Genomic DNA, 25,487 nt, shown 5'->3' with positions numbered 1-25,487 from the left:
ATGAACAGTGCCTATGGTGTGTCGGGCGTCAGTGCCAACCTGCCGTCGCGGCCAGCGGCAGTCGGGCCAGATCAAAGCTTTGCCGGGACAGGTAGCGCTGCGTCAGTTCGTCGAGCAACGTTTCAGTCAGTGCCGCGGACAGGCGTTGACGGGTCAGCCCTGAAAGCGCAGCCAAGCGCAGCAGCACGGCCAAGACCCAGGCTGGCTGAGCCAGGAAGGGATCGCTGGTGTTCTCTTGCTGCGTCTGCCATATGCCCAGACAGGCCGAGGCGCACAGCAGGACGCTGTAGCGGCTGGCCAGGCGGAAGCTTTCCGGACTCGCCCGCGCGGTTGTTTGCTGGGCTGGAAGGGCTGCACATTGTTCGCGAAGGGCCTGAAGTTCGTCGGCAAACAGACGTACCAGGTGAAAAATCTCGCTCTCGCAACTACCTTTGGGTGTCTCTTGGGTTGAGAGCGTCAGCAAGAACGCGAGCAAGGTATCCTGCCCGCCGCTGGACAGCGCCAGGCGATCAAAACGTAATGAGGCCTGTTGCCAATCAAGCGCAAAGAGCCCCTCTGGAGCAGGTGCTGCACTGTTCCAGCCGGTCTTGGCCAGCATGGGGAGCTGCGGCAGCAACGTCATCAGGCAACTGATACGCGCCGCATGCCCAAAACCTACCGGTTGCAAATCACGTAGCAGTTTCTGAAAGATTGCCATTTCCCCTTCACGCACGTACGAGTGCGCCCCCAAGACACTGGCCAATGAGTCCATTGCCGTTACCAGGACGGCAGGGACCAGGGCCTTGACGGCGCTGCCATACAGATTCAGCTCTGCGGGGACCACATGGGCGGCATTGGCGGCAACGCTGACAAATGCATCGCACAGCAGCAGGTCGACAAAACTTTCAGCCAATCGGGCGCGAACCTGTGGCAGCTCGCAGGCCGGCTTGTTGTACAGCCTGCGAGTACGACAGTGTTTCAGTGTCAGGCGTAAACCGGTGTCGAGGATGGCGCTGAACATTCCCGGCAACGCGACACGGGTCAGTTGGAAGGCCTTGAGCGTGGTTTCCAGACCTTGGCCCGGGTTTCCGACCAGGTTTTCGATCGGGAGGTCGCACTGCGTGAATTCGACCCCACCCAGTGCGATCCCGCGCATCCCTGAAGTGCTGTAGCGCGGCTGGTCGACGAGGCTCCCCGCTGAAGCCTCTGTTCGCTCAAGCAGTATTTGTGAATGGCTTCTGCCGCCTGTTCCGCTGGCTGTCCTGGCATAGACCAGCAGCGCCTGGGCCCTCGCGGCATTGGCGATCACCTGCTTGCCGCCCTGAAGTGTGAGTCGTTCCTGGCCAAGCTGCGCGCTGCACTCGACACGGGAGATGTCGTTACCGTGTTCGAGCTCATGATAAGCACATGCCAGCTTGCCGTTGCTGAGCAGCACGGCGGCCACTCGGGCTTGTTGCGCGGGGTGTCCAGCGGTCCACACGTTGGCGGCCGCGAGGAATGAGCTCGCCCCGTATCCCAACCCCAGGCTCGGATCTCGCCGGAAGATGCAGCGCATCACCGCGATCAGCCGGTTGAGGCTGGCCAGGCGTCCACCCAGTTCCAACGGTACGAATTGAGCATTGAGTTGGTATTGATCCAGCAGTGTTTCTCCGGCCGGTAACAATTCGTGGCGCTCATCTGCAGCAACGACGGCACTGAAACCGGTGGTGTTGAGGGATTGCCATGGATCGCCCAGGAGTGCCTCGAGTTGCGATACATCGTTTGGCTGTAGCATCTGGTTCATGGGTGAGCCTCTTCTGGCGTGTCACGCAGCAAGGAGATGCCGTTAACGGGCCACTCTGTCGTGTGGTCCAGCAGCAGCGACGCCAGTGCTTCAAAGGCGTTGTGTTCACCCTCTGTCCTGTCGCCCAGCGTGCCCAGCACCCAGGCAAGGCACGCTTGCAGCCATTGCGGCTTGCGCCGCAATGCGGGGCCATCGTCGCGGGTGTGATTGAACAACCAGAACTGCAGGCAAACCGCGCCGGCGAAGCAACGTTCATACTGGCGTGCCAGTTCGAACGCGGCGTCCGGAACACCCTCGGTTGTGGGGACGTACTGGTCGAGCTCGCGGTACAGTGCTTCAACGTGAGCGAGCAGGCGCCGGCATTGGCTGGCCACGGTCTGAGGGAGTTTTTTCGCCGCCGCCAGCGCAATGATCCGGGCTGAAGCCTTGGGCAATCCCTGCAGGACACTGCAGCCTTGCAATGCAATCAACTGCAGCTGTGCAGGGTTGAACGCAGGTAGATCCAGGCCAGGTGTCAACACGATTTCCAGACCGGCGGCGCTGTTCCGAGCCCGTTTCCAGGCACTGGTCAGCAGCGGGAACTGAGTGATCAGGCTGCTGCGGTTAACCACCATGCTGCCATCGAAAATCGGCACGATACGGTGATCGCGCTCAAGCTTCTGATACATCCCGTCACGATGCACATGATCGAGAAAAGCCCTGGCACCGAGCATTTCACCCAGCCGCTTGATCACGCTCTCCACGGTGCCGGGAACAAAAGCCTTGGCGATCACGGAAATCATGCTCATCTCGTCGGGCAATGCGTGGACGCTGCGGGTGGCGGCTAGCCCGACCAGTTCTGCGCACAGGTGCATGGCGAGCGCTTCGCCCAGGGTGGCGCGGGCAAGAGGCAGATCGATCAGGTGGTTGTCGTAGAGGGCACGCGCCCGCATGAACTCCACGGCAATCTCAAACGCCTGATCCGCCGCGCCCAATGACAAGCCGACGCACGCGGTACGGGTCAGTTGCAAGGCCTTGAGGACGATTTCAAGGCCTGCGCCAGGGGCGCCAATCATCGCGTGTTGGGGCACAAAGGCGTTGTGAAGGGCTATGCCGCTGATGTCCGCGCCACGGATGCCATGGGTTTTTACCTTGGGCAACAGGCTGAAAGCCGTGCCGGGCTGCAACCGCTTGTCCAATGCAAACAGACTGTACCCCCGCGAACCTCCGGCGGGCGAGGTGCGTGCCAGCAGGCACATCACTTGACCTCGGCTGGCATTGTTGATCAGCCATTTCTCACCTTCCAGCACCCAGCCATTATCTTGCTGCGTAGCCGTCAGCTCACCGGCCAATAAATCGCTGCCATGGGAACGTTCGGTCAGCCCCCAGGCATAGACGCTGCCATTGATGACATCCTTGGCCGCCCGGGACTGCTGATCCGGGCTGCCTGCCAGCCAATAACAGACACTGCCCAGGAAGGTTTTTCCATGGCCAATGGCGACCGTCAGGTCGTGACGGGAGATCGCACGCCAAAGCTGCATCAACTCGGTCATGTCGTTCAGCTTTCCCCCGTGTTGCAGAGGAACGTAGTACACAGGCAGGCCAAAATCATTCAGCACTTGGCACGCGGCTGATGGAAAGGTTTCTTGCCTGTCCAGTTCGGCCAATACGTCACCGGCAAATGCACCCCGGGCACGTTGGGAGGCGTTGAGCAGGCGGGCCAGTTGTTGATCAGCTGGTTCCGGCGACAGCAAGCCAACCGCCGCTGGGCTTACCGATTCAGCACAGGAGGTTTGCCCCGTCATGCCGATTCACCGGCCATTGTCAGGTCCTGGGCAATGAGACCATTCTTCGCTTGCATCAGGCGCAGTTCTTGTACGGTGGCATCCAGGGACTCGTACAGTGCCGGCAGTTCATTGGCCAGAAACAGCTCGCGCATTGCCCCACGCTGGATTTTGCCGCTGGTGGTCCGCCTTACACTGCCTGAACGCAGCAATGTTACGCCCACGGCGTAAATACCAAATTCGCGCATGACGGTGCCGCGAATGGCTTGGCTGAGACTGATCAGTTTCTCGGTGTTGGGTAGACCGCGCACTTCGTGGGTGACCACGAGCGCTTCGCCACCCTCAAGCATCACACCAAAGGCGGAGCCCAGGCGACTGGCCAATTCTGGATGATGGCGGCGCAGTTCGAACTCGATGTCCTGGGGGTACAGGTTACGACCCCGGACGATGAGCATTTCCTTGATGCGGCCGCAGACGTAAAGCTCGCCCTCGTGGACCACACCCAGATCACCCGTACGCATGAAGCCGCTCTCGCCGTCGGCCGTGGTGAGGTTGAACGTGGCCTGCGTCGCCGCGTCCTTGTGCCAGTACCCGGGTGAAACACTGTCGCTGCGTAGCCAGATTTCACCGAACTGGTCGGCTGCCAATGCGACGTGTGAGGACGGGCATACGATACGAACGTCAAACCCCACCGGGACACCACAACTGACCAGTTGGCGTGAAGGCTGGCCGTCACGGGCGAGCTCGAAGCGTTTGTTGGCCAGTGCCTGGAGGTCCACATTCTGGATCAGCGGGCCGCGCTTTCCATAACCGGACACATAGACTGTCGCTTCGGCCATGCCGTAGCAGGGGCACAAGGTTTCGGCGTTGAAACCCGCAAGCGCAAAGCGCGTGCTGAAGCCTTTGAGGGTCGCCGCCTGGATCGGCTCGGAGCCATTGGTGGCAAAGGCCCAGCGGGAGAGATCGAGCCGGCTCAATTGCTCGTCGGTCACGCGCCGGCAGCAAAGATCGAAGGCGAAGTTTGGCGCGGCCGAATAGTGAATGTCGTGCTTGTCGATCATTCGCAGCCAGCTGTAGGGGCGCAGTACAAACGCCTGGGGAGTCATGAGCACGCAGCTGCTGCCGAGGAACAGGGCGGGCAGCAACTGCGCCATCAGCCCCATATCGTGGAACAGGGGAATCCAGCCACCGAAGCGGGTGTTCTCGTCGAATCCGAGTGCCTGGCGGTAGCTGTCTACGTTATGCAAGAGGTTCTGATGGGTGATCATGACACCCTTGGGCTCGCCGGTTGACCCCGAGGTGTATTGCAACAGCACCACCGTCTGGCGATCGATCTGCGGCGCGTGCCAGGTGGCATCTGACTCGATAGGTTGATCGGTGGCCAGGTAGGTACAGCTGCTCAGACCTTCTTCGTTGCCCCAGGTCTTCACCTTTTCAAGATTGTCCTGGTCCGTGAATATCGCGCTCACTCCAGCATCGACCGCAATCGATTTCACCCGGTGGCGCTCGTGCCGATATTGCCCGGGCAGCGGTGCCGGGACTGCGATCATCCCGGCGTAGATACAGGCCATGAACGCGACGGTGAAATCCAGGCCCACGGGGTACAGCAGCAGGATGCGTTCGCCGGTACTGAAGCGTGCCTGTAACCAGCCCGCCAATTCGCGGGCGGCGGTATCAAGTTGTCGATAACTGAGCGTCACCGCTTCATCGTTCTCGATGTCCTGCACCAGTGTGACCGCCTCATGATCCGCTCGGCTCAAGGCGTGGTGGCGCATCAGTTCCAGTACGTTTGGCGTGTTTTGCAAATTGACCATGTTCATATCCTCCAGTCGCGCGCCAGCGGGCGGCTCATGTGCGGTGAGAGACAGTTGGGTTTCACAAGGCGGGCACCGGTTTCAGAAAGCCGGTGCGTCGGAAGTAGTCCAGGTAAGTCGCCATCATCGCGCTGTCCAGCGGCTTGCAATGAATCCCGGATCCTGAAAGGGCTGCGTCCAACTGCGAGGTGTCGAAGCTCAAGGCCGCCCCGGTCTGGCCGACATCCGCCGACGGTTCATGTTCGGCAAACAGCATCAGGTACTTGGCCAGTTCGTTGTCTTCGCCGCGCTCCACCGCGCCGACCACTGCCCGGTACCAGTCCTTGTAGGAGAGGTCCCGCAGGGGGAATCCACAATCACGGATCATGTCGATCACGTCCTGCCAGTGCAGGCGGCGAGCGCCTGTCAGGTGGAATGTGCGCCCGTGGTGCTGGCCATTGAGGGCGACGTGAGCCACCGCGGCGGCACAGAAGTCGACGGGGACCATCTCCAGGGTGATGTCGAAGGGCAGGGCGGCTTCAGCCTGGATACAGCCTTTGATGACGGCATTGAGAAAGGTATCGCTGGAGGCCGCACCACTGCTTTGCGAGCCACAGATCTGGCCGGGTCGATAGATACAGACCGGCAGGCCACGCTCGCCGGCCTGGGCGACCAGGCGGTCGGCTACCCATTTGGTTTGCTGGTAGCCGCCCAGCACGTGTTCGGGGCTGTGTAGTGGCCCCTCACTGTAGTGATGCTCACCGTTGAGCACCGGAAATACGGCCAAGGACGAAATGTGGTGAACCGGCTTGGTCCGCGAATGGCAGGCGAAGCGCAGCACCTCTAGTGTGCCCAGTACGTTGACAGGCTTGAGCTGCCAATAGGACTGTGCATAGTTGGAGAGGGCTCCATTATGGATCACCAGATCGACAGACTCTGCCAGTGCGCTGTAGCTCGCGCGATCCAGGCCGAACCATGGCCGTCCGATATCTGCGGCAATACCGTGCAGGCGAGCCGCATCGGCGTCACGCCATAAGCCGTATTCGGCCATGTTCTGGCGAATACGGAGATTGGCTTGTTCGGCATCGGCGGCACGCACCAGCACATCAATGCAGGCTTGCGAACGATCGAGCAACTCGCGTAGCAGAAAGGCGCCGGTGTATCCGGTTCCTCCGGTCAACAGCACCCTGTTGTAGGGGGCTGCGGGTTGGCCGGGTGTAAACGCTACGGGCACGATATCGGCAGGTAGCAGGGCTTCTTCGATCAAGGCCGAGGGGGCCATGCTGCGCTCGCTGGGGGCTGTTGCGGCAATTCCAGATCGCGAGACATCGAGCATCTGGGCGAGCGCGGACACCGTCGGTTTCTCGAACAGCTGGCGCAAGCTGAGCGAGGTGCCGAAGGTTTCACGCACCCGGGCCATCATTTGCACCGCGCTGAGCGAGTTGCCACCTAAATCGAAAAAACTGTCGGTGATGCCGATTTTGTCGACCCCCAGCAAGTCGCGCCAGATCTGCACCAGTTGGAACTCATCCGCGGTACCTGGCGGCTGGTAGACCTGTGCGCCAGCGGCGCGGCCATCATGGGTCAGCTCGACCGCAGGCAGGCGTTTGCGATCTACTTTGCCATTGGGCAGCTTGGGTAACGCGTCCAGCAGCACGAAACGCGAGGGCAGCATCGCGGCCGGCAAGTGTTGTCGCGCGAACTGGCGCAGTTGGGTGCGCACGGCCGACTGAGTGACGGACGCGAGGGGGTTGTTTGTACGTGTCGACGTATTCAAGAGGTTTGCTCCAAGGACACGGCTGCGGACTGAACATCCGTTCGTTCTGTGGGCTGAGTGCGAGGCGTGGGTAGCGAGAAGTGGGCATCGAAGCGATCCATCCGCTCTTGCTCCTGCATCAACAGTCGAACCTCCAGGCCCATACCTTCAGCCAGACTGGCGATGTCTTCTGGATTGAGCGCGTGCGGATCCTCGACCAGCCACAATTGGCGCTCCAGTTCCCAGGCAATGGTGCTGGACGGCGTGTCGGCCAATAAGCGAAGCAGGGCCAGGGGTTTGACCAGGCGCAGATTGGTTATGCCGGTGATGGTCAGTGGCGCCTGGCCGATCCGGGACAGCGACTGTTCCAGCGCGGCCATGGTCGCTGGCTGCTCGGGGCTGCCCCACGCACGGCTAACGCCAGGTTCGCGCGGCTGCGGCTTGGCGTGGCCGATCAGTGACACGTCATACCGGAACGTGGTCAGCTCGTTGATGGCACGACCGCGTTTAAGCTCGATGCGCGTCTCGCTGAAGCTACCCAGCCGATTGGCCAGTTCGATGAAGTGACCTGGCGCCAGGCAGAGCTCGCCTTCCTCCTTGACGTTGCGTGTGATGTTGCTGATCAACTCGGCAGCCGTTGTCAGCGGTGCGGCCTTTTCCAACTGGGCTGTGGCGTGGAAGGCTTCCAGCAGGCCGAGATGGCGAACATCGCCGATAAATACCCGGCCGTGGGGGCTGACAACTCGAGCGGCCTCGGTCACTACCCGTTCCAGGTATTCGCTGCCCGGGAAGTACTGGATGACCGAGTTGATGACGACAGTGTCAGCGGCCCCGGTGATGACCGAAGACAATTCACCCGCATCGCCATGGATGAGTTCAACCTGACAGTGGGCATGGTCAACCGTCGACAGGCTTTGCTTGGCGGCCGCCAATGCGGTTTGTGACACATCGATGCCCAGGTAGGCCTCAACCGACGGCGCAAGGTTGCGAAGCAGCAAGCCGACCCCGACCCCTACGTCTATCAGTGAGCGAGGGTGCAGGTTGCGCACGCGTGCAACGGTGTGATCCAACCACTCTTGCATCTCGTCGATCGGGATGGGGAGCCCGGTGTAACTGCTTGCCCAGCCTGCAAACTCACTCCCTGGAACATGGCTGACGCCGCTCTGTGGATTGGCGTAGGCGCCTTCCCAGATATCGCCCCAGCGAAGGATGTGGCTGTCTTGCGCCAGCGCGTCGGCCGGATTGGCCTGCACGGAGAGATAGGCGATCAGTTCATGACCGGTGGCGGTTTCAACGGGCACGACAGCCACTGCAGTTACATCCGGATGCCGGGACAGCACACTTTCCACTTCATCCGGTTCAATACGGTGCCCGAGAATCTTGACCTGACGGTCGATCCGACCGAGCAGTTCCAGCGTGCCGTCCGGCCTCCAGCGTGCCCGGTCGCCTGTGCGATAAATCTGCCCGCGACCTTGCGGATGGACAGGGAAGCGCTCGGCCGTCAGGTCCGGGCGCCCAAGGTACAGTCCGGACACACCCTCACCTGCGATCCAGAGCTCGCCCGCCACACCGATGGGTAGACGCCGCATCTGGGCATCCAATATCAACACCTCGGTGTTGGCGATGGGTTTGCCAATCGGGATCAGGCTGCCATGCTGGTTGCGCTGCAACTCGTGTACGGTCGACCAGATGGTTGTTTCAGTAGGGCCGTACATATTGAACAGGCGTGTGTGGGGCAGGGCCGCCAACAAACGATCAGCCAGTCCCGCGGGAAATGCTTCCCCACCCACCAGTACTGCCCGGGCGCTTTCCAGGGCTGCCAGTGCTTGCGGTTCTGCGCAGACCGCGGCAATCAGTGACGGGGTACCTTGCACCAGTGTCACCGCATGCCGGCGGCACAATTGCGCGAAGCAATGTCTGGCATCGGCCACTTGGGCATCGTGCAATTGCTTGAGCCGACCCAGTGCGGCAATGCCTTGCAACGCGTCATCGGTGGCAATGCCGAAGTCCACCAGGCATGCCACTTCATCCGCACCGGCGCTGGCCAGGGCGCGCAAGGTGGGACTCACCGATTCCGGAGAGCCGAACAGGCCTGATCGGTCGAAATAGCGATCAACCGCCATATCCAGAACCGAGTCGATGTCTTCCTCGGTCATGACTTCGGGGTACTCGACCCCCATGCTAGAGAACAACAGCCGCCACAGCTCGGTGGAAGTACGCAGGTATTCCCTGAAGGGCCCGCGTGCCCTGCTGCGGGCCAGTTCGGCGTCTTCGTCGAGGTAGGTGTGCACCATGACCGTCACGTGTCCGGGGCTGGCGTGTCCTACCGCTTTTCGGGCGTTGCGATAGGTGCTGATCTTGCGTGCCAGCTCATCGATGTCCTGACCCAGAAGGTGGGTCAGCAGGTTCGCGCCGCTTGCCCCCGCACGTTCGAAGGTTTCCATGGCACCGGCCGACGTCAGCCACATAGGGGGCTCCGACTGAACGGGCCTTGGGAAAATGCGCAACGCTACGCTGTCACCGTTGCCGTTGATCCGTTCGACCGACTCGCCGCGCCAGAGACGTTTGAACTCGTCGATGTGCTCAAGCATCTGCTGTTTGCGATTGGCATACGCCTGGGGTGCCAAGGCAAAGTCGTTGGCATTCCAGCCTGAAGCGAAAGCCAGTCCAACCCGTCCCTGTGAGATGTTGTCGACCAGTGACCACTCTTCGGCCATTCGCAGCGTATCGTGCAAGGGTGCCACGATGCTGCCGCAGCGTATGGCGATCCTCTGGGTCACTGCTGCCAGCGCGGCGGACATGACCGAAGGGTTAGGGTAGAGCCCGCCAAACTCATGGAAGTGCCGCTCCGGTGTCCAAATGGCCTCCAGTCCCATGGCGTCTGCCAATTTTGCGCCCTCCATCACCAGGCGATAACCTTCCTGTCGTTGATCATCCGCAGCGCCTGCCGAAAAGAAGAACAGGCTCAGCCCAAGAGGGCGGACCGCGGCCTGGGGATCCGGCACCAGGTTCTGGATGATCCGCTCCCCGGCGATAACTACCTTGGCTCCTCGCGCCAGCGGCCACAGCAGCTCCAGTACGGAGATGTCAAAGGACATGCTGGTGAGCGCCAGTACGGTGTCTTGCGCCTTGCAGCCGATACGTCGGTCCATGCCTTCGAAAAAGTTGCTGACGTTGCGATGACGAATGACCGTGCCTTTGGGCAAGCCGGTTGAGCCGGACGTGTAGATCACATAGGCCGTGGCGTCAGCTTCCAGCTCCAGGTTGGGACGCTGGCTTGGGCGTTGTGAAATGGCCGCTTTGTCGCGGTCGATCAGTACGCTGTGCTGGACCCGGTCGACAATCTGGCAACTGCATTCCGTTACCAGGGCTGCCAGGCCGGAGTCTTCGGCAATGAAAGCGAGACGCTGGTAGGGATACTCAGGGTCGAGTGGTACATAGGCGCAGCCCGCCTTGAGTACGGCGAGGATGGCCATCACCATGTCGATGCCCCGGTAAAGGCTGACCCCTACCAGGCTGCCGGGCTTGAGCCCGCCGGCGATGAGATGGTGAGCCAGGCGATTGGCTTGCGTATCGAGTGCCAGGTAGCTGATTTCGCTATCGCGGTGGGCCAGTGCGATCGCATCAGGGGTGAGGTTCACCTGGTGCTCGAACAGGCTGTGCACGGTGGCGGTTCTGTCGAAGTCGACGTCCGTCTGGTTCCAGTCATCGAGCCTGGCCTGTTCGGCAGGCTCCATCAGTGCCAGCTCAGCGACGCAGCGGTCACCCTGTTGCACCAAGGCGATCAGCGCTTTGGCGTAATAACCGGCAAGCCGGTTGCAGAACGCTTCATCCAGGCTACTCAGGTCACAGTCCAGCCATGCGCGCAAATGACCTTCGACCGGATCAATCAGGAAGTTCACTGCCAAGGGGTAGTTGGTCTCTGCCACGCCGATGCCGTGACGAATCAGAGCCCCGTTTGCGTCTCGGCGTTTCCATAGGCTGTGAAAGTCAATGAAGTTGACATAGCTATCCAGTTGCAGGCCGTCGGCCAGCTGTTGTATCTCGGTAAAAGGGAAGCGCCTGTAGGGGGCTGCATCGCGTTCGAAAGCGAAGGCGCGGTGTGCCAACGTGAGCAGGTTTTGCTCTCGGGTGTCGATGCTCAGTGGAAGCGTATTGAGGAACACTCCCAGTACGGCATCACCACCATCCTCTTCCAGCCGGGCATTGACCACCATCCCGGTGACTACGTGCTCGGTGTTGCCCACCAGGCGCTGTACTGCCAAGTGCGCCGCCGCCAGCAAGCTTTTCAAGGGCAGGGCTTGTGTACGCGCCAACTGTTGCAATTGGCCCAGCAGTGCAGGCGCTACGCTGACTTCGAACGCTTGGTGTCGAGTGGTGCTGCTGCCCAAGGGCTTGTCACTGGCACGTGGCAGGAGGGTGGGCTCGCTGCCTGCCAAGGTCTTCCGCCAGAAGTCACGTGCCGATTCGTCCCGCAAGGCTTCGCGTTCGGCAGCCACGAAGTCGCGGTAGGACGAGGGGAGTTGAGGCAGCCAGAGGTCCTGGCCTGCCAGTGCCGCGGCATAGCGTTCGACAATTTCTTCCAGCATCGCCGCATCGCTCCATCCGTCGAGGATGACGTGGTGCTCGATAACCGACAGTTGGAAGGCATTGGGCTCGCGCAGGTGGACGGTGAAGGCCATCAATGAGGCGTTGGAAAGCTCGAAATGATGGTGTTTGGCTTTATCGACCCAGACTGCCAGGTGCCTGTCGATGGCCTCCGCCGGCTGTCCCAGCAGGCTATCGATCACTTCAAATGGCGCTGTGGCGTGCGCCTGCACCAACTGCAAGGGCTCGCTGAACGTTGAAAGGTCGAAGCGCGTTCGTAGTACCGGGTGCCTTTGCACGGTGGCGTCGATGGCGTTGCGCAACAGTGTCTCATCAAGACGGGTCGCGATATGCAGGCTGGTCACCACGCGGTAGACCGAGCTGTCGCTGGCCAGTTCCGCGTGGTAAATCATCCCGCCTTGCATCGCGGACAAGGGGTAAGCGTCCACCAGGCCGGAAGGCAGCCGCGAGCGATCCTGCGGGCGCAACAGATCGAAAGGTTGCGCGCGGGTGACCGGTGTTTCCCTGTTGAACGGGCGCAAGCGTGTGGCCAGTTGGCGCAGGGTCGGGTAGTTGAAAACGTCCTGGACGTTGAAGCTGTAACCTTGCTGCTCGGCCAGCGAACGGGCGCGAATGGCGAGCATTGAATCACCCCCCAGCGCAAAGAATGACAGCTCGGGATCGGGCGAGTCGATGCCCAACAAGCTTTGCCAGATACCGCCAAGCAGGTGTTCCTCGGGCGTCTCGAGGGGCAACGCGGCCCGGACTTGCTCGATCAGCGGTGCCGGCAACGCGCTACGGTCAAGCTTGCCGTTTCGCGAAAGGGGCAGCGCGTCCAGGAACACGAAATGCTGCGCGACCATGTACTCAGGCAGGCTGAGTGACAGATGCTCGACCAGTTCCTTCGTCGACGGGGTTTCACCGGCGGTGGCTACGACATAGGCCACCAGGCGGGCCTCCCCGGCCGGAGGCTGCCAGGCGGTGACGGCGGCCACTGCGACGCGGGGATGACTCATCAAGACGCTTTCAATTTCCCCGGGCTCGATACGAAATCCGCGGATCTTGACCTGGTCATCCAGGCGTCCAAGGAACTCAATGGCGCCATCTCGACGATAGCGTGCCAAGTCACCGGTACGGTAGACCTGGCCCTGGCCGCTGGCATCGGGCAAGAAACGCATGGCGTTCATTTCCGGCCTGTTGATGTAGCCCAAGGCAACCTGCACGCCACTGATGTACAGCTCGCCGACCGTTCCGATCGGGACCGGACACCCGGCCTCATCGAGGATATGCAGCTGGGTATTGGCAACGGGGTAGCCAATGGGCACCGAGCCCTGCGTATCGGCCGCGGAGCAGGTCCAATGCGTGACGTCGATGGACGCCTCAGTGGGGCCGTACAGGTTGTGCAAGGCGATTGCGGTCGATGGCGTGAAGGTGTCGAAGAAAGCTTTCACTGTGCCTGCGCGCAACGCCTCGCCGCTACAGAACACGCGACGTAACGGACTTGCATCTGACAAGTCGGGTTCTTCGAGGAAGAGATCAAGCATGGAGGGCACGAAGTGAAGGGTGGTCACCCTGTAGTCACGAATCAGTTGGGCAATGCGACGCGGGTCTCGGTGAGCGCCAGGCTCGGCCAGGACCAGTTGACAGCCGAACAGCAGCGGCCAGAAAAACTCCCATACCGAGACATCAAAGGTGAAGGGGGTTTTTTGCAATACGCAATCGTCGGCTTGCAGCGAGTACTGTTCTTGCATCCACAGAATGCGATTCACCACCCCTTGATGGGGGACCGCGACACCTTTGGGCTGCCCGGTTGACCCCGATGTGTAGATAACATAGGCGGCTTCCTCCGGGCTGGCGACGTGCTTCAAAGGGGAGGCCGGATGGGGCAAGTCAGGCAACGTTCGATCCACACACAGGATCCTGCATTCGGTGCTCTGCAGTCCCGCGAGGGTGCTGGTCAGGGTACTGCGGGTCAGGACCATGACCAATTGCGCGTCCTCGACCTGAAAGCCCAGGCGCTCGATCGGTAGTTCCGGATCGAGTGGGACGTAAGCGGCACCGGTTTTAAGCACAGCGAGAAGAGAAATGACCATCTCCAGCGAGCGAACGTCGCAGACCCCCACTCTCTGCCCAGGCTGCACGCCCAAGGCGACCAGGTGACCGCTCAAACGGTTGACGGCGCTTTGCAACTCGCTATAGGTGAGCGTGCCTGCAGGACCTGCGACCGCGATGCGATCGGGCGTTCGCCGCGCTTGTTCGTCCCAGAGTTCATCGAGGCTGCGAGTCAGGTCGTAGGGACGCTCAGTCGCATTCCATTTCGCCAACAGGCTGTGTTCAACGGGTAGCAGGCCATCGATCCCATGGACGGGCAGGTCGGGTTCCGCTTCCAGGAGTGCACTCAGTACTTGCAGAAACCGATCCTGATGAGCTTTCAGGTCCGCCTGGCTATAGCGCTCCGGGTTTGCGTCGAAAAACAGTTGTAGCCCGCTGCCATCGGCTCTCCCGTAACAGCCGATAAGCAGATCCTCCACCGGACCGGTCGACAGGTAGTGCGGCACCGTCACGCAATCACCAAAGCGAACTTCCTGGTCAAACGAAATGACGTTGATCACCGGTCCGCTCAAGCGACTGCGCGCACCGCCACGCTGTTGATCCCGGTGAAGGGCTTCGCCACGGTAACGCTGGTGGGCCAGAACGAAGCCGAGGTTACGTGTGACGTCGTGAACCAGGTCCTTGAAGGACGAATGGTGGGGCACATTCAGACGCAGCGGCAGTTCATTGGCCAGCATGGTTGGCGTTGAGCGCGCCGCGGCGTTCAAACGGGCTGAAACAGGCAGCGTGAGCACCAGGTCATTGCTGCTGCTCAGCTTGCGGATGTAGATCGCTATGGCAGCAATGATCAGCACCGACCAACGTGTACCGATGGACCTGGCACGGGCTTGCAAGCCTGCTTCCATCAGCGCAGGCAGCGGCGTACTCAGGCGGCGCATACCGCGGTTGGAAAGTGCGACGCTCTCGGACAGTTGCAAGGACGCAGGCGGTTGCTGCAGCTTGTCCAGCCACGCCTGTCGATCTTCCTCATGCTTGGCGCTCGCCTCGTACTGGGCTTCGTCTGCAAGAATCACTGACAAGGGGCTGGCGTTGGAAACGGGGCATTCCTTTTGCGCTGACAATGCACTGTATATTTCGCCGATACGCCGCCAATAGAGCGTCTGGCCGTACCCATCCATCAGGATATGGTGATAACGCAGGTAAAAGAATGAGCGCTCAGGACCCAGCTTGAACAGCGCATGCAGGTGCAGTTGCGAGTGGATGAGGTCCTGAGCAGTACTCAGGTCTCGCTTCATCCAGGACTGAGCCGCTTGCAGAGCGTCGGCTTGTTCGCTCAGGTCAATCACCGTCAGCGGCTGAGAGCTGTGTGGTTCAATGACTTGCCAGGGTTCACCCTGCTCCTCAACGAATCGTACTCGTAGCGCTTCTGTCTCCTGCAAGGCAAGGGCGATTGCCTGCTGAAAGAGCTCAATATCAACAGGACCCACAATCTCGAGGTACCCTGCGCAGTTATAGCGAGGATTACTGGGGTCTATGCGCTGTGCTACCCACACCCCGCGCTGGGCAGTGGATAAAGGGAGAGGGGTTACAGGTTGGGACCCGCCGAAGAGCGGGTGATGATGGCTATTCATTCTTCAAGGGATTCCTGCGCGGTTTTAAGTCGATATCGCCAACACTGAAAAAGAGCGAATTCGCGATCTATGATTGTTGTCTTGAACAGCTCTATAGGCGGCCAACTGGAACGTTGTTATATGGCTAAAAGCGAGTGCGTTGTGCGCGATGAACGAGATGCGTACTTTCAGTGAAAAAAAACTATGAATTTGTTTTAAGCGGACGCGAGGGGGGCTGGGAAGTTATATTGAGTGCGTTTTTCGTGTGCTCATCAATTTCAATCCAAAACGCGAGTACTGGTTTTCCATCGATCAGTTGCGGCGCCGACACCCGGTGAACATTGACACCCATGCGCCGCAAGAGGCGTTCGTTGCCCACTGCAGAGAAGGCGATTAAACGAGTTGCACCGAGCCGGATGGCCGCCGAGACAGTTTCTGCCACCAGGGTGCAGGTGTTTCTCCAGGATTGGAGCGTGTTGCTGTTCGGTTCGTTAAGCGGTGTTGCGGAAAAACGAGAGAGCTCCCAGGTGTCAGCGGAGTTTGGAAGAGGGATGTCACCCATGAGCTCCGGAAAAATTTCACTGAGCAAGTACGGGTGTGTCGTAGGTAGTAGTCTGGCGCACCCGCAAATATCGCCGTATTGATCTTTTGCAACAACATACACTGTATCGGTTCGATCAAACTCGTCGGCCTCTTCTCCATTTTTTGAGGGGAGAGGCCAGCCTAATTTTTCAAGAAATATCTTATGTCGATAGGAGGCTAGTGCCATCCCTAGGCGGGAGCCTAGCTCTGCGGATGTGCCTGTTACGGTCTGTAGCATGCTGCTCTCGCACTGCTTAAATTGGATCCATAGTTAGTCACGAGAGGTGGATTATTTTAAGCTGCCCTTTTGGGCAGGGGCCGGTCAGCAGGTGTGAGGGACACCGCCTTGCCATGGTTGGCTTTGGAGCCAGGAAGCTAATAATTCTTCAGTCAGTTTGGCGCCCAGGTCGTAGCCGTAGGGGTTGCGAAGCATCACGTTGGAGCTAATGCCCCCCGGGGCCAATACAGGGGGTTGGGCATGTGAGTGCCGTACCCACGCCCACCCCAGGCTGACCCGTGGTATGGTGCGTTCGCCAGCCCATTCACAGTATCCGGCTGACTCGACACAAACGCCCAGATCTCGAAGCTCTTCCAGCAGGGCGGTGTCAGGCCAGGCAAGATTCTGCTTCAGTGACAAGGTGCAGAAATCGGTAAAGGTCATGCGGATGTATCCGTCTGGAGCCAACATAGTCGTTCTCAACTGATATCAATAGGTTGCGAAATGATCCTGTGACTCATAAGGGTGAGAGCTATTCGATGAGCCATCAAGATTTTTCAGTGCTTGGGGGCAGCGATACTGGAAAAGCCTACGCAATGTGTACCGAATTCGGAATGCTACTACCGTGTGAATATGTAACAGGATGAAAATATTGGATGATTTTCGTGAAGGCATTTTCAATCTGTGTGCGGAATCGACTTCGGAGATTGTGCTGTTTGAAGGATTGAAAAAAGTGGCAGTTGAACTGGGTTTTGAAAATTGTTCCTATGGGATGCGTATTCCCATTCCAGTGACAGATCCTGGTTTTTTCTTGTTATCGAATTTTCCGAAAAATTGGGAGCAGAAATACGTCAGTAAGAACTACTTTGCGATCGACCCTACTGTTCAGCATGGGTTAAGGCATACTGCCCCGTTAACATGGTCGGTTACAGATCCTATTGGCAGACCTGATTTCTGGGAAGAGGCGCAACAGGCTGGGTTGCGTAACGGCTGGTGCATGCCTGTGCATGGGAAATTTGGAGCGGTCGGCTTGCTGTCTTTGATGCGCTCGGAAGATATTATTACCGAGAAGGAAATGCTGGTTAATGAAGCCAAGATGATCTGGGTTGCAATGACTGTGCACTCTTCAATGGCTAATCTTATCGCACCTAAAGTGGTGCCTGAATCTTCTCAAGAACTCACGCCGCGTGAGCGAGAAGTACTGAAGTGGACAGCTGTTGGGAAAACTTATGTTGAAATTGGGTATATTTTGTCTATAGACGTTCGTACCGTTAAGTTTCATTTGGTTAATACGATGCGTAAATTGAAGGCGGCGAACAAGACGGAGGCGGCAGTCAAGGCTTATATCCTTGGGATGCTGATTTGATGTGTGTCTCTGGGGGGCTACATGCGACGACGTTTATGGTCGAGGGCAAGCAGTACCTTTTTTGATATTTTTGGTGGGCAATTTAACGGTTTACCTGCTGCGCTGATTTGCAAATTGTTGGCGTTACTCAGCGCTTTCCAGAACGCTGGAAAGCTGGAAGAGCACGCGTCGCAGTTGGTCTCGAAGGGGTTGTTATAGTGTCCGACAGCGTCATGGTCGCGGCATCGTCTCCAGGTCCATAGGTTCCGATCGGCAGGGCGTATCGCTTGCCTGCGTCGTTGGTGTATTGGAAATAGAAAAGCCGGTCGCCGGCTGGGGTGATTCGAGCCAGAAGCGACCCATGGCCCCAAATTGCTACCTCACTCATCCATTTATGAGTGTGGCCAGGCTTCGCCTTCATCGCCTTATCTGTGATATTGGCCACGGTAATAATCCTTGGTAGTGAATTGAGATGAGCTTTAGACGGATGATATCGGATGCTAATGGACATCGGTTAGAATAATGTCTAGTGTTTACAAAGGTATATGAGAGTGTCTAGCATTTTGTGGGATGCCACTGGACGGAAAATCACCTTTATGGGGTGCTAGGGGTAGAGTGTTCGAATCACTCCGTCCCCACCATATAATTGAAGGGGTTGCGAGATTTTATCTCGCGACCCCTTTTTATTTTTAGGTGTTTTTACCCCCACAAAACCACTGGCTCTGGCTGGAATCTCAGCGGATATCAATGAGCTGGTTGGTGTTCTGTCGCACTATCAGCGCACCAATAGAGGCCAGCACCTGCTTTATTTGAGTCGGCGACATTGCCTATGGCGGTTTCGGCGTTCATTGAGCCGGTGATGAATAACCTCAGACTCAAGGCATTTCCGCGTTTAACATTCGTCGAATGGTTATTGATGAACTACGTTCGCTGGGCATTGATAAAGTCTATAAATGCCCTCAGAGGCGAGGGCAGATAGCGTCTACCAGGGTAATAGAGAAACGGCCCGGTAAAGCTCTGCCACCATGGTTCAAGCACCGGTTCAAGTGCCCCACTGTCTAGATAGGGCTGAAGCCAGTCCTCAAACAGGTAGACGATACCCAGTCCATCAATCGCAGCCTGAACAGTCAGGTCCACGGCGCCTCCCACCCTGACAATCAACGGCCCAGTCGGGTCCACGCTAACGGTTTCGCCATGACGTTCGTACTCCCAGAGCGGCATCGCGCCACTGGGAAATCTGCCCCGCAGGCATGCGTGTTTCAACAGATCTCGTGGGTGCTCTGGTCGACCTCTGGCATCGAGATAAGCCGGTGATGCGGCCGTCGCGAAGCGTTGAAATCGTGGGCCGATGGGGACTGCAATCATGTCCTGCTCAAGGCGTTCATCGTAACGAATACCCGCGTCACAACCTGCCGCAAGCATGTCGACGAAGCTCTCCTCGATCGTCACTTCCAGGCTGATGTCGGGATAGGTTCGCAGGAAAGGGGCAGTCTCACACCTAGCCTGGCTTCCAGGCGTCGCACGGCGTCACTGAGGCTTGAAGCGGATTTACCGCAGGACGGAAACCTCCTGCGTTGACCACCGCTACAAAGGCCAGCAAGTCTTGTTTGCATTGTTCTCTCAGCCGTACAACCTGTGCCGATTGCACCCTATTACCAATGAAGTGGTCAATGCATAGTGCGCCACACATACTCTGATTGAGGTAGACAAAATGAGCAAAGTGGCCAAAGCAGGTTCGTTCTTATTGGGCGACCGGGCGGTAAATCGTATGGGCTACGGTGCGATGCAATTGGCGGGACCTAACGTTTTTGGCCCTCCCAAGGATCCGAAAGCGGCCATTGCCGTGCTGCGTGAAGCGCTGGCGTCGGGTGTAAACCACATTGATACCGCAGATTTTTACGGCCCTCACGTGACCAACCAACTGATCCGTGAAGCTTTACACCCTTACGCTGAAAACCTGGTGATCGTGACAAAGGTCGGCGCACTCCGCGGTTCTGATGGCTCTTGGAATCCAGCGCAGAGCCCCGCCGAATTGACCCAGGCCGTGCATGACAACCTGCGCAATCTTGGTGTGGACGTACTGGATGTGGTGAACCTTAGGGCAATGGGCAACCAGCAATCGCCCGCCGAGGGGTCCATCGAGGAATCATTTACCGCACTTGTAGAATTACAACGCCAGGGGCTCATTCGCCACTTGGGCGTAAGCAATGTCACGCCATCGCAGGTCAAGCAAGCGCAGGGGATCGCTGACATCGTCTGCGTGCAGAATCACTACAATCTGTCTCATCGTGAAGACGAGACACTTATTTCTGCGTTGGGTCAGCAAGGCATTGCTTATGTGCCGTTCTTTCCTCTAGGTGGTTTCACGCCGTTGCAGTCGCAAGTACTCTCGAACGTAGCGACGCGCATTGGAGCTTCACCTCTGTGCGTGGCGCTGGCGTGGCTGCTGCAACGTGCTCCTAATATCTTGTTGATTCCTGGTACTTCCTCGGTGGCACACTTTCGAGAGAATCTCACCGCGAGTGAATTGGTCATCGCGCCTGAAATGCTGGCCGAGCTGGAGGCGCTGGGATAGCGGACGGAGCGTCCAGGGCTGATTAGTTGGAGCTTTTACCAAACAGCCCTGTAAGCGCCAGCGAATGGCTCGCGATCGCCGTGAGACATAACGCTGACTGATGTCTAATCCAGTATTTTGCTCATAGTGTCGATCGGGATTGCGCCATGGTCGGATAGTCCGTGTAACCGCGTTCCTCACCTTGGTAGAACGTCGTTGGGTCTGCTTCGTTCAAGGACTCGCCGTGTTTGAATCGCTCCACCAAATCCGGGTTGGCCAGGAACCCAGTGCCAAACGACACCAGATCAGCATCGCCTAAGCTGAGCGCCGTTGCGGCTCGCTCTGCGTCATAGCCACCATTGGCGATGTAGGTGCCACCGAAACGACGCTTTAATTCCCTGAAATCGAATGGCCCTGCACCGAGTTCAACCACGTGAAGGTAGGCTAACCCATAGCGACTGAGCATCTTCGCCGCGTAGTTGAAAGTTGCTTGGGGATCGCTGTCGCTCATGGAGAAATAATTGAATATTGGTGACAGGCGAACGCCTACGCGGCTGGCCCCGAAGACCTCGATGACGGACTCGACTACCTCCTTGAGAAATCGAGCGCGATTCTCTACAGATCCGCCGTAGGTATCGGTTCGGGTATTGGTGCCATCGCGCAGGAACTGGTCGATCAAATAACCGTTTGCACAATGGATTTCAACGCCGTCGAATCCAGCACGTTTTGCGTTTTCAGCACCTTGGCGAAAATCAGCGATCACGTCAGGAATCTCATCGAGATCCAGAGCCCTTGGGATTTCGTAAGACTTGAGTCCCTCAGAAGTGTAAATCTCGCCATCAGCCTTGATCGCTGAAGGTGCTACTGGCAGGGCGCTGTTGATCTGCACCAATGGATGTGAGAGCCGTCCGACATGCCAGAGTTGCAGGAATATCCGTCCACCTTCTGCATGAACAGCGTCGGTCACTTGTTTCCAGCCCGCGATTTGTTCGGAGGTGAAGATTCCCGGCGTTCTCATATAGCCTTTGCCTTGTGCCGAGACCTGAGAACCCTCGGTGATGATGAGGCCGGCACCGGCACGTTGCCGGTAATACTCAACCACGGTGGGCGTCGGAGCATCACCTTCACCGGCGCGGCTTCGCGTCAAAGGCGCCATGACCATGTGGTTTTTCAGAGGGAGGGAGCCGATTTGTGCAGGGGACAAAAGCAGGTCGAGATTGCTCGTGGTCATGATGTATCTCAGTAGGTTGAGGATTAATAATTCGGGATTGGTGGGATGTTTAGCGGGGAGTCGTATCGACTGAAGGCGCGCCTCAGGGGCTAGCTCAGTCGTCCCTCCTGCCGCAGGCGTTCGCCGATACGCTGTATCTCAGTTTCGCCCTGTGCCAGAGCTGCCCTGCTCGTGTGTACCGAGTAGTAGCCCGTCACCAGTTCGTACGGATGCTTCACTGCTGAGCCCAGTACGAATGAGCATTCGCCTTGAGCCACGAAATCGATGTATTGCTCGGACTCCTCAAATACGGCGAGTTCGCCGGCATTAATCAGGCCCCCTGTGTCCAGCCGTCCTGCATCAACCGCGAGCCAGGCCACGGTGTGTCCGGACGGCGGGGTATACCGCCAGCGCTCGCCGTCTTTCAAATTCACGGCGAGATAGTTCATGTCACTCGGCGCTTCAATCAGGCTCTGCGCATTACCGTAGCGGCCCAGGAGCACGCGCGCCGGGCCTGATTGCGGAACTTGGGAGGGCGCAAGATAGACGCTCAGCGCGGGGGCGTTTTCCGCCGACGGCGGTAGTGCCACCCAGAGCTGGAATCCCTGCATTGAGGACTCGTTGGCTAGCGTAGCATCGTGCCAAACCCCGTTGCCGGCGCGCATCCACTCAACACCACCGGCAAGCAATACACCTGCCGCGCCAGTGGTGTCTTCATAGGCGACGTCGCCTTTGGTCATGAAGGTAACCGTCGCGATCCCTGAGTGCGGGTGCATGCCGAAATTGGACTTACCGCGACTGGCGTTCAAACTGAAAATATCAAGGAAAATGAAAGGCTTCAAAAGCTCGCCCAGATCGCCCGGGCTCATAAGCCGCGTTATAGGGCCATGGGTGCTGCCTTTAGTGCGAAGGACAATGGCGCGTTGCAGAACAGCGACGGTGGCGGTCATATGTTTTCTCTCGGGGTTTTGAGCGCCTGGGCCCACCAGACAATGTCATCGAGCAGCGCTTTGGCTGCCTGGGCCAGATGCGGGTAATCGTTGAAGTTCTTTCCCTGTTGCCAGATGCCGATGAATTCAGCGATGCCGATATGCCCGGCATTGCGTACCGGGGCCATCTGCAACTCAATGGTCACCAGCTACAGTTGTTCGATGGCGCGACCAGTACCGCCATTACCCCCGAAACCGATCGGTTTACTGCCGAGCTCCTGGCCGGCAATGTCGAAGGCTATTTTCAGCTCGGCGCGTGTACCCTGGTCGTACTCCGGTGTGACCACGATCAGGCCGTCGATCGGTGCGAGCCTGTCGGCCCGCCGTTGTCCCGCACGGCTTTGGTCTGCTGAGGACGCCGATTGCGGATCGTCGAAGAAGGGCAGCGAGTGATCGCACAGATCGATCAATTCGATGGCGAGATCCTTGCGCTGTTTTGCTATCTCGTGGATCCAGAGCTTGTGTTTTTCATCGAAGCGAGCTTCACGGGCCGAACCGACGACGATGCCGATGGGAGGGAGAGGTGAGGTGAGGTGAGGTGAGGTGAGGTCATAGGTTGTTCCGGCAGACTGAAGGTCAAATGCAGCAATGCCTGAAGGATATGCGTCTTCGGATTGCTTTATTAGATGGCATAATTGGATTGAACTAATCCATTTAACGAAGTGGTGGCGATAAGATGATTGACCTGAATGACATCGCCTTGTTTGTACAAGTGGTACGCAACGGCAGCTTTGCCGAAGCGGCGCGGCAGCTTGGAATGCCGCCCAACACCTTAAGCAGACGCGTTCAACAACTCGAGGCGCAGCTCGGCACACGGCTGCTGCAGCGCTCCACGCGCAAGCTCACACTTACCCATTCAGGTCAGGCTTTTCATGACCGGTGCTCTGGCGCGGTAGAAGGCCTGATCGATGCCGGACAGCAATTAATGACAGGAAACCAGGAGCCGAGTGGCATCGTGCGCATTGCGGCGATGGCTGATTTCTTCGACTTCTTCCCTATGGAATGGGTGGCCGATTTTCTCGCCTTGCATCCACGGGTTCAGCTTGACTTCGTGCTAAGTGATGCACGTGCCGATTTGATCGCTGATCGGATCGACATCGCGTTTCGAGGAGGCACTTTGCAGGATTCGGGATACGTCGGTCGCCAACTCATTGGAGCAGGCAATGAAGGTTTGGTCGCCAGCCCCAAGTACCTCAATAACCGAGGTGTGCCCGCTACGCTAGAGGATCTGGTCAATCACGACTGTGTGAGTTTCGGTCATCCTAGCGGCGTCACCACGTGGCGTCTTAATGGGCCAAACGGTGTTGAGGAAGACGTGCAGATTACCAGCCGTTTCAATGGAAACACGGCTCAGGCATTGCGTAAGGCCACGGTGGCTGGCTTGGGCATTGCGTTGCTGCCGCCCACAATAGTTAATTTCGATCTTCAGGCTGGCCGCCTTGTGCCTGTGCTACCGCATTACCATCGCACTGGATACGGCCTGCATGTGCTTTATCCCAGCCGGCAACATTTGCCGTTGGCGGTATCAGCCTTTATTGGACTGGTGATGGAGAAGCTAAAAGTGGAAGCATTCCCAGCAAGGGTTTTACCTGAGCAGGTTTGACACGGTATTTGGGCTTATGACTTTCATACAGCGGGACGGGTAGTAATTTCCTCCACTATTTAGTCACGTCATCTGTATTAAACGCGTGGGCCTGGTTGCGTGCCTTGCGGATGTTCGTCAGGGATTTTGCGCGGCCAGGACCCGCAGGAGTACTCTTTGTTCTGGTCGTTCCGCCGATAGAAAAAGCTGACCGAAAAACACCGCCCTTACGGACGAGATTCGACCGGCCAAATTGCCATCCTCCCTGAGGAACCGACCGGCATCGTTGGCAGTCAGCGACTCAAGTTCTGTGATGGTGATTTTGGCCATGAAATGGGTTTCCCCTACTTTTCCCCCCACAAAAACGTCGGCTCTTGATGGACGTTCCTGGACTTTCGTAGAGCAGAACGCCGCTGGAGCTCAAGCAAATACTGGCTTGGAAAAATCCAGAGTAAAATTTTGGAAGCTTTCAAGAAGTATGAAAAAAGGCGATGGGGTGCTAAGGGGCGAGTGTTCGAATCACACCGTCCCGACCATATTTCGCAAGGGGATCAAGCAGTTAACGGCTTGATCCCCTTTCTCGTTTCAGGCCTGCGCAAAACTACCCCGGTGATTTCGCTGATATTCAGGTCAGAAATTGCTTCGGACCAGACGATTTCTTCGTGGTCCCGCTGGTAGTTTTTGGCCATGCCTTCGTTCGCATGTCCGCCAATTTTCTGCCCATCCTTTCCGGACAATGACCGAGACAATCTCGCCCACACCTTACGGGGTGAGGGCCCAATGCCACCGGTGGACGCCTCAAGCTCACAGGTTCATCCTTGCCACCTGTGAAAAGATCGGGACAGTCGAATGAATGGTTTGTGGGCCAAGGCTCTGTTTGCTGGAATGTTACTTTCGTTAAGCACGGCCAGCTTTGCTGTTCAGGAAAGCGTTCTCTATTCAAACCTTGATGCTGGCAAGGCGCAGACCGTCGTAGCTTATGGTACGAGCTTGACGGCCTTTGGCGCCTGGGTGCAGCAGCTTGGGGATGATCTGAATCAGCGTTACCCTGGACGTGCCACGGTTATAAATAGTGGCAAGGGTTCGATGTGGTCGGGATGGGGGGTTGAGAATCTCGAAAGTCGAGTTATCTCCAAAAGCCCGGACACGGTGTTTATCGAATTTGCGATCAACGACGCTTTCCTTCCCAACAAAACCACTGTCGAACAAGCGCGGAAAAACCTCGAGCTAATGATTGACCGGCTCAAGGCTGCCAAGTCATCGACGGAGATCATTTTAATGGTGACGAATCCAGTGATTGGAGGCTCTGGAGTGCAGAGACCGAAGTTAAGGGATTACTTCCAGATGTACCGGGATGTCGCAAAAGCCAGGGGACTTCGTCTGATCGACAATTATCCAAGGTGGGAGGCGGTCTTGAAATCAAATCCCGACCTGTTTAATCAGTATGTTGCGGATGGATTGCACCCAAATGCTGATGGATATCGCGCAGTGGTGACCCCGTCATTGATTGAAAATTTGAGTGGTGCCTCGCCAAATTGACCTGAACATGGATGAAAAACCCGCTTCGGCGTTTTTTTTTCGCCTGGAAACCTGGAGAAAAGCAGCAGTGTGACCCGTATTGCCAGAGCACACTGGATGACGATGCGCATCACTCAGTAGTACAAATTGCTGAATTGATATTTGCT

15 protein-coding genes and 3 pseudogenes are annotated in these 25,487 nt (G+C 57.9%); 4 read left to right on the top strand and 14 right to left on the bottom strand.

The window, feature by feature from the left end:
* Nucleotides 1-28 precede the first annotated feature (28 nt).
* From EAH74_RS15065 to EAH74_RS33870, 7 genes are all read right to left on the bottom strand, one after another.
* Nucleotides 29-1,762, bottom strand: coding sequence for an acyl-CoA dehydrogenase family protein (locus EAH74_RS15065; RefSeq protein WP_140679573.1), 1,734 nt, complete (start codon nucleotides 1,760-1,762; stop codon nucleotides 29-31).
* Entirely contained in the window at nucleotides 1,759-3,546 is a 1,788-nt protein-coding gene (locus EAH74_RS15060; RefSeq protein WP_140679571.1) for an acyl-CoA dehydrogenase family protein, read from the bottom strand. The genes EAH74_RS15065 and EAH74_RS15060 overlap by 4 nt, the downstream gene beginning before the upstream one ends.
* On the bottom strand, nucleotides 3,543-5,339 hold the full coding sequence (locus EAH74_RS15055) for a fatty acyl-AMP ligase (RefSeq protein WP_205012915.1): 1,797 nt from the start codon (nucleotides 5,337-5,339) through the stop codon (nucleotides 3,543-3,545). The genes EAH74_RS15060 and EAH74_RS15055 overlap by 4 nt, the downstream gene beginning before the upstream one ends.
* Nucleotides 5,340-5,400: 61 nt before the next feature.
* On the bottom strand, nucleotides 5,401-7,095 hold the full coding sequence (locus tag EAH74_RS15050) for a thioester reductase domain-containing protein (protein ID WP_205012914.1): 1,695 nt from the start codon (nucleotides 7,093-7,095) through the stop codon (nucleotides 5,401-5,403).
* The gene (locus EAH74_RS15045) at nucleotides 7,092-15,344 is read right to left on the bottom strand and encodes a non-ribosomal peptide synthetase (RefSeq protein ID WP_140679569.1); all 8,253 of its coding nucleotides are present in this window, start codon (nucleotides 15,342-15,344) and stop codon (nucleotides 7,092-7,094) included. The genes EAH74_RS15050 and EAH74_RS15045 overlap by 4 nt, the downstream gene beginning before the upstream one ends.
* A 181-nt stretch (nucleotides 15,345-15,525) precedes the next feature.
* On the bottom strand, nucleotides 15,526-16,143 hold the full coding sequence (locus EAH74_RS15040) for an acyl-homoserine-lactone synthase (RefSeq protein WP_140679567.1): 618 nt from the start codon (nucleotides 16,141-16,143) through the stop codon (nucleotides 15,526-15,528).
* Between the two features lie 84 nt (nucleotides 16,144-16,227).
* Nucleotides 16,228-16,593, bottom strand: coding sequence for a DUF4902 domain-containing protein (locus EAH74_RS33870; RefSeq protein WP_140679565.1), 366 nt, complete (start codon nucleotides 16,591-16,593; stop codon nucleotides 16,228-16,230).
* Between the two features lie 181 nt (nucleotides 16,594-16,774).
* Between EAH74_RS33870 and EAH74_RS15030 the strand changes: the two genes are divergently transcribed.
* Entirely contained in the window at nucleotides 16,775-17,488 is a 714-nt protein-coding gene (locus EAH74_RS15030; protein WP_161600330.1) for a LuxR family transcriptional regulator, read from the top strand.
* A 900-nt stretch (nucleotides 17,489-18,388) separates the two neighbouring features.
* Here EAH74_RS15030 and EAH74_RS15020 read toward each other — a convergent pair.
* Nucleotides 18,389-19,091: pseudogene (locus tag EAH74_RS15020) on the bottom strand (LysR substrate-binding domain-containing protein).
* Between the two features lie 87 nt (nucleotides 19,092-19,178).
* On the opposite strand from EAH74_RS15020, the gene EAH74_RS15015 reads away from it, so the two are divergent.
* Complete coding sequence (locus EAH74_RS15015) at nucleotides 19,179-20,042, top strand: aldo/keto reductase family oxidoreductase (protein ID WP_140679562.1); 864 nt, start codon at nucleotides 19,179-19,181, stop codon at nucleotides 20,040-20,042.
* Nucleotides 20,043-20,163: 121 nt separating this feature from the next.
* Here EAH74_RS15015 and EAH74_RS15010 read toward each other — a convergent pair whose 3' ends face one another.
* From EAH74_RS15010 to EAH74_RS33210, 4 genes are all read right to left on the bottom strand, one after another.
* Nucleotides 20,164-21,252: an alkene reductase gene (locus EAH74_RS15010; RefSeq protein ID WP_140679561.1), complete on the bottom strand. Its 1,089-nt coding sequence runs from the start codon at nucleotides 21,250-21,252 to the stop codon at nucleotides 20,164-20,166.
* Nucleotides 21,253-21,341: 89 nt separating this feature from the next.
* Nucleotides 21,342-22,181: a pirin family protein gene (locus EAH74_RS15005; RefSeq protein WP_140679559.1), complete on the bottom strand. Its 840-nt coding sequence runs from the start codon at nucleotides 22,179-22,181 to the stop codon at nucleotides 21,342-21,344.
* A complete protein-coding gene (locus tag EAH74_RS33215) occupies nucleotides 22,178-22,348 on the bottom strand; it encodes a hypothetical protein (RefSeq protein ID WP_205012913.1) in 171 nt (56 codons plus the stop codon). The genes EAH74_RS15005 and EAH74_RS33215 overlap by 4 nt, the downstream gene beginning before the upstream one ends.
* Nucleotides 22,349-22,369: 21 nt before the next feature.
* Complete coding sequence (locus tag EAH74_RS33210) at nucleotides 22,370-22,726, bottom strand: NADPH-dependent FMN reductase (RefSeq protein WP_275671798.1); 357 nt, start codon at nucleotides 22,724-22,726, stop codon at nucleotides 22,370-22,372.
* A 170-nt stretch (nucleotides 22,727-22,896) separates the two neighbouring features.
* Between EAH74_RS33210 and EAH74_RS14995 the strand changes: the two genes are divergently transcribed.
* A complete protein-coding gene (locus EAH74_RS14995) occupies nucleotides 22,897-23,823 on the top strand; it encodes a LysR family transcriptional regulator (RefSeq protein WP_140679557.1) in 927 nt (308 codons plus the stop codon).
* Nucleotides 23,824-23,887: 64 nt separating this feature from the next.
* Here the strand turns inward: EAH74_RS14995 and EAH74_RS14990 are convergent.
* Nucleotides 23,888-24,132: pseudogene (locus EAH74_RS14990) on the bottom strand (site-specific integrase); the annotation flags it as partial.
* A 221-nt stretch (nucleotides 24,133-24,353) separates the two neighbouring features.
* Nucleotides 24,354-24,536, bottom strand: a pseudogene (locus EAH74_RS14985) (hypothetical protein); the annotation flags it as partial.
* Between the two features lie 115 nt (nucleotides 24,537-24,651).
* Here EAH74_RS14985 and EAH74_RS14980 point away from each other — a divergent pair.
* A complete protein-coding gene (locus tag EAH74_RS14980) occupies nucleotides 24,652-25,341 on the top strand; it encodes an SGNH/GDSL hydrolase family protein (protein ID WP_140679555.1) in 690 nt (229 codons plus the stop codon).
* Nucleotides 25,342-25,487 lie beyond the last annotated feature (146 nt).

Origin of the sequence: Pseudomonas mandelii (genome assembly GCF_006438925.1) — a bacterium.
Classification (GTDB): Bacteria; Pseudomonadota; Gammaproteobacteria; order Pseudomonadales; family Pseudomonadaceae; genus Aquipseudomonas; species Aquipseudomonas mandelii_C.
The sequence above is the reverse complement of the archived record's forward strand: the minus strand, read 5'-3'. Positions and strand labels throughout refer to the sequence as shown.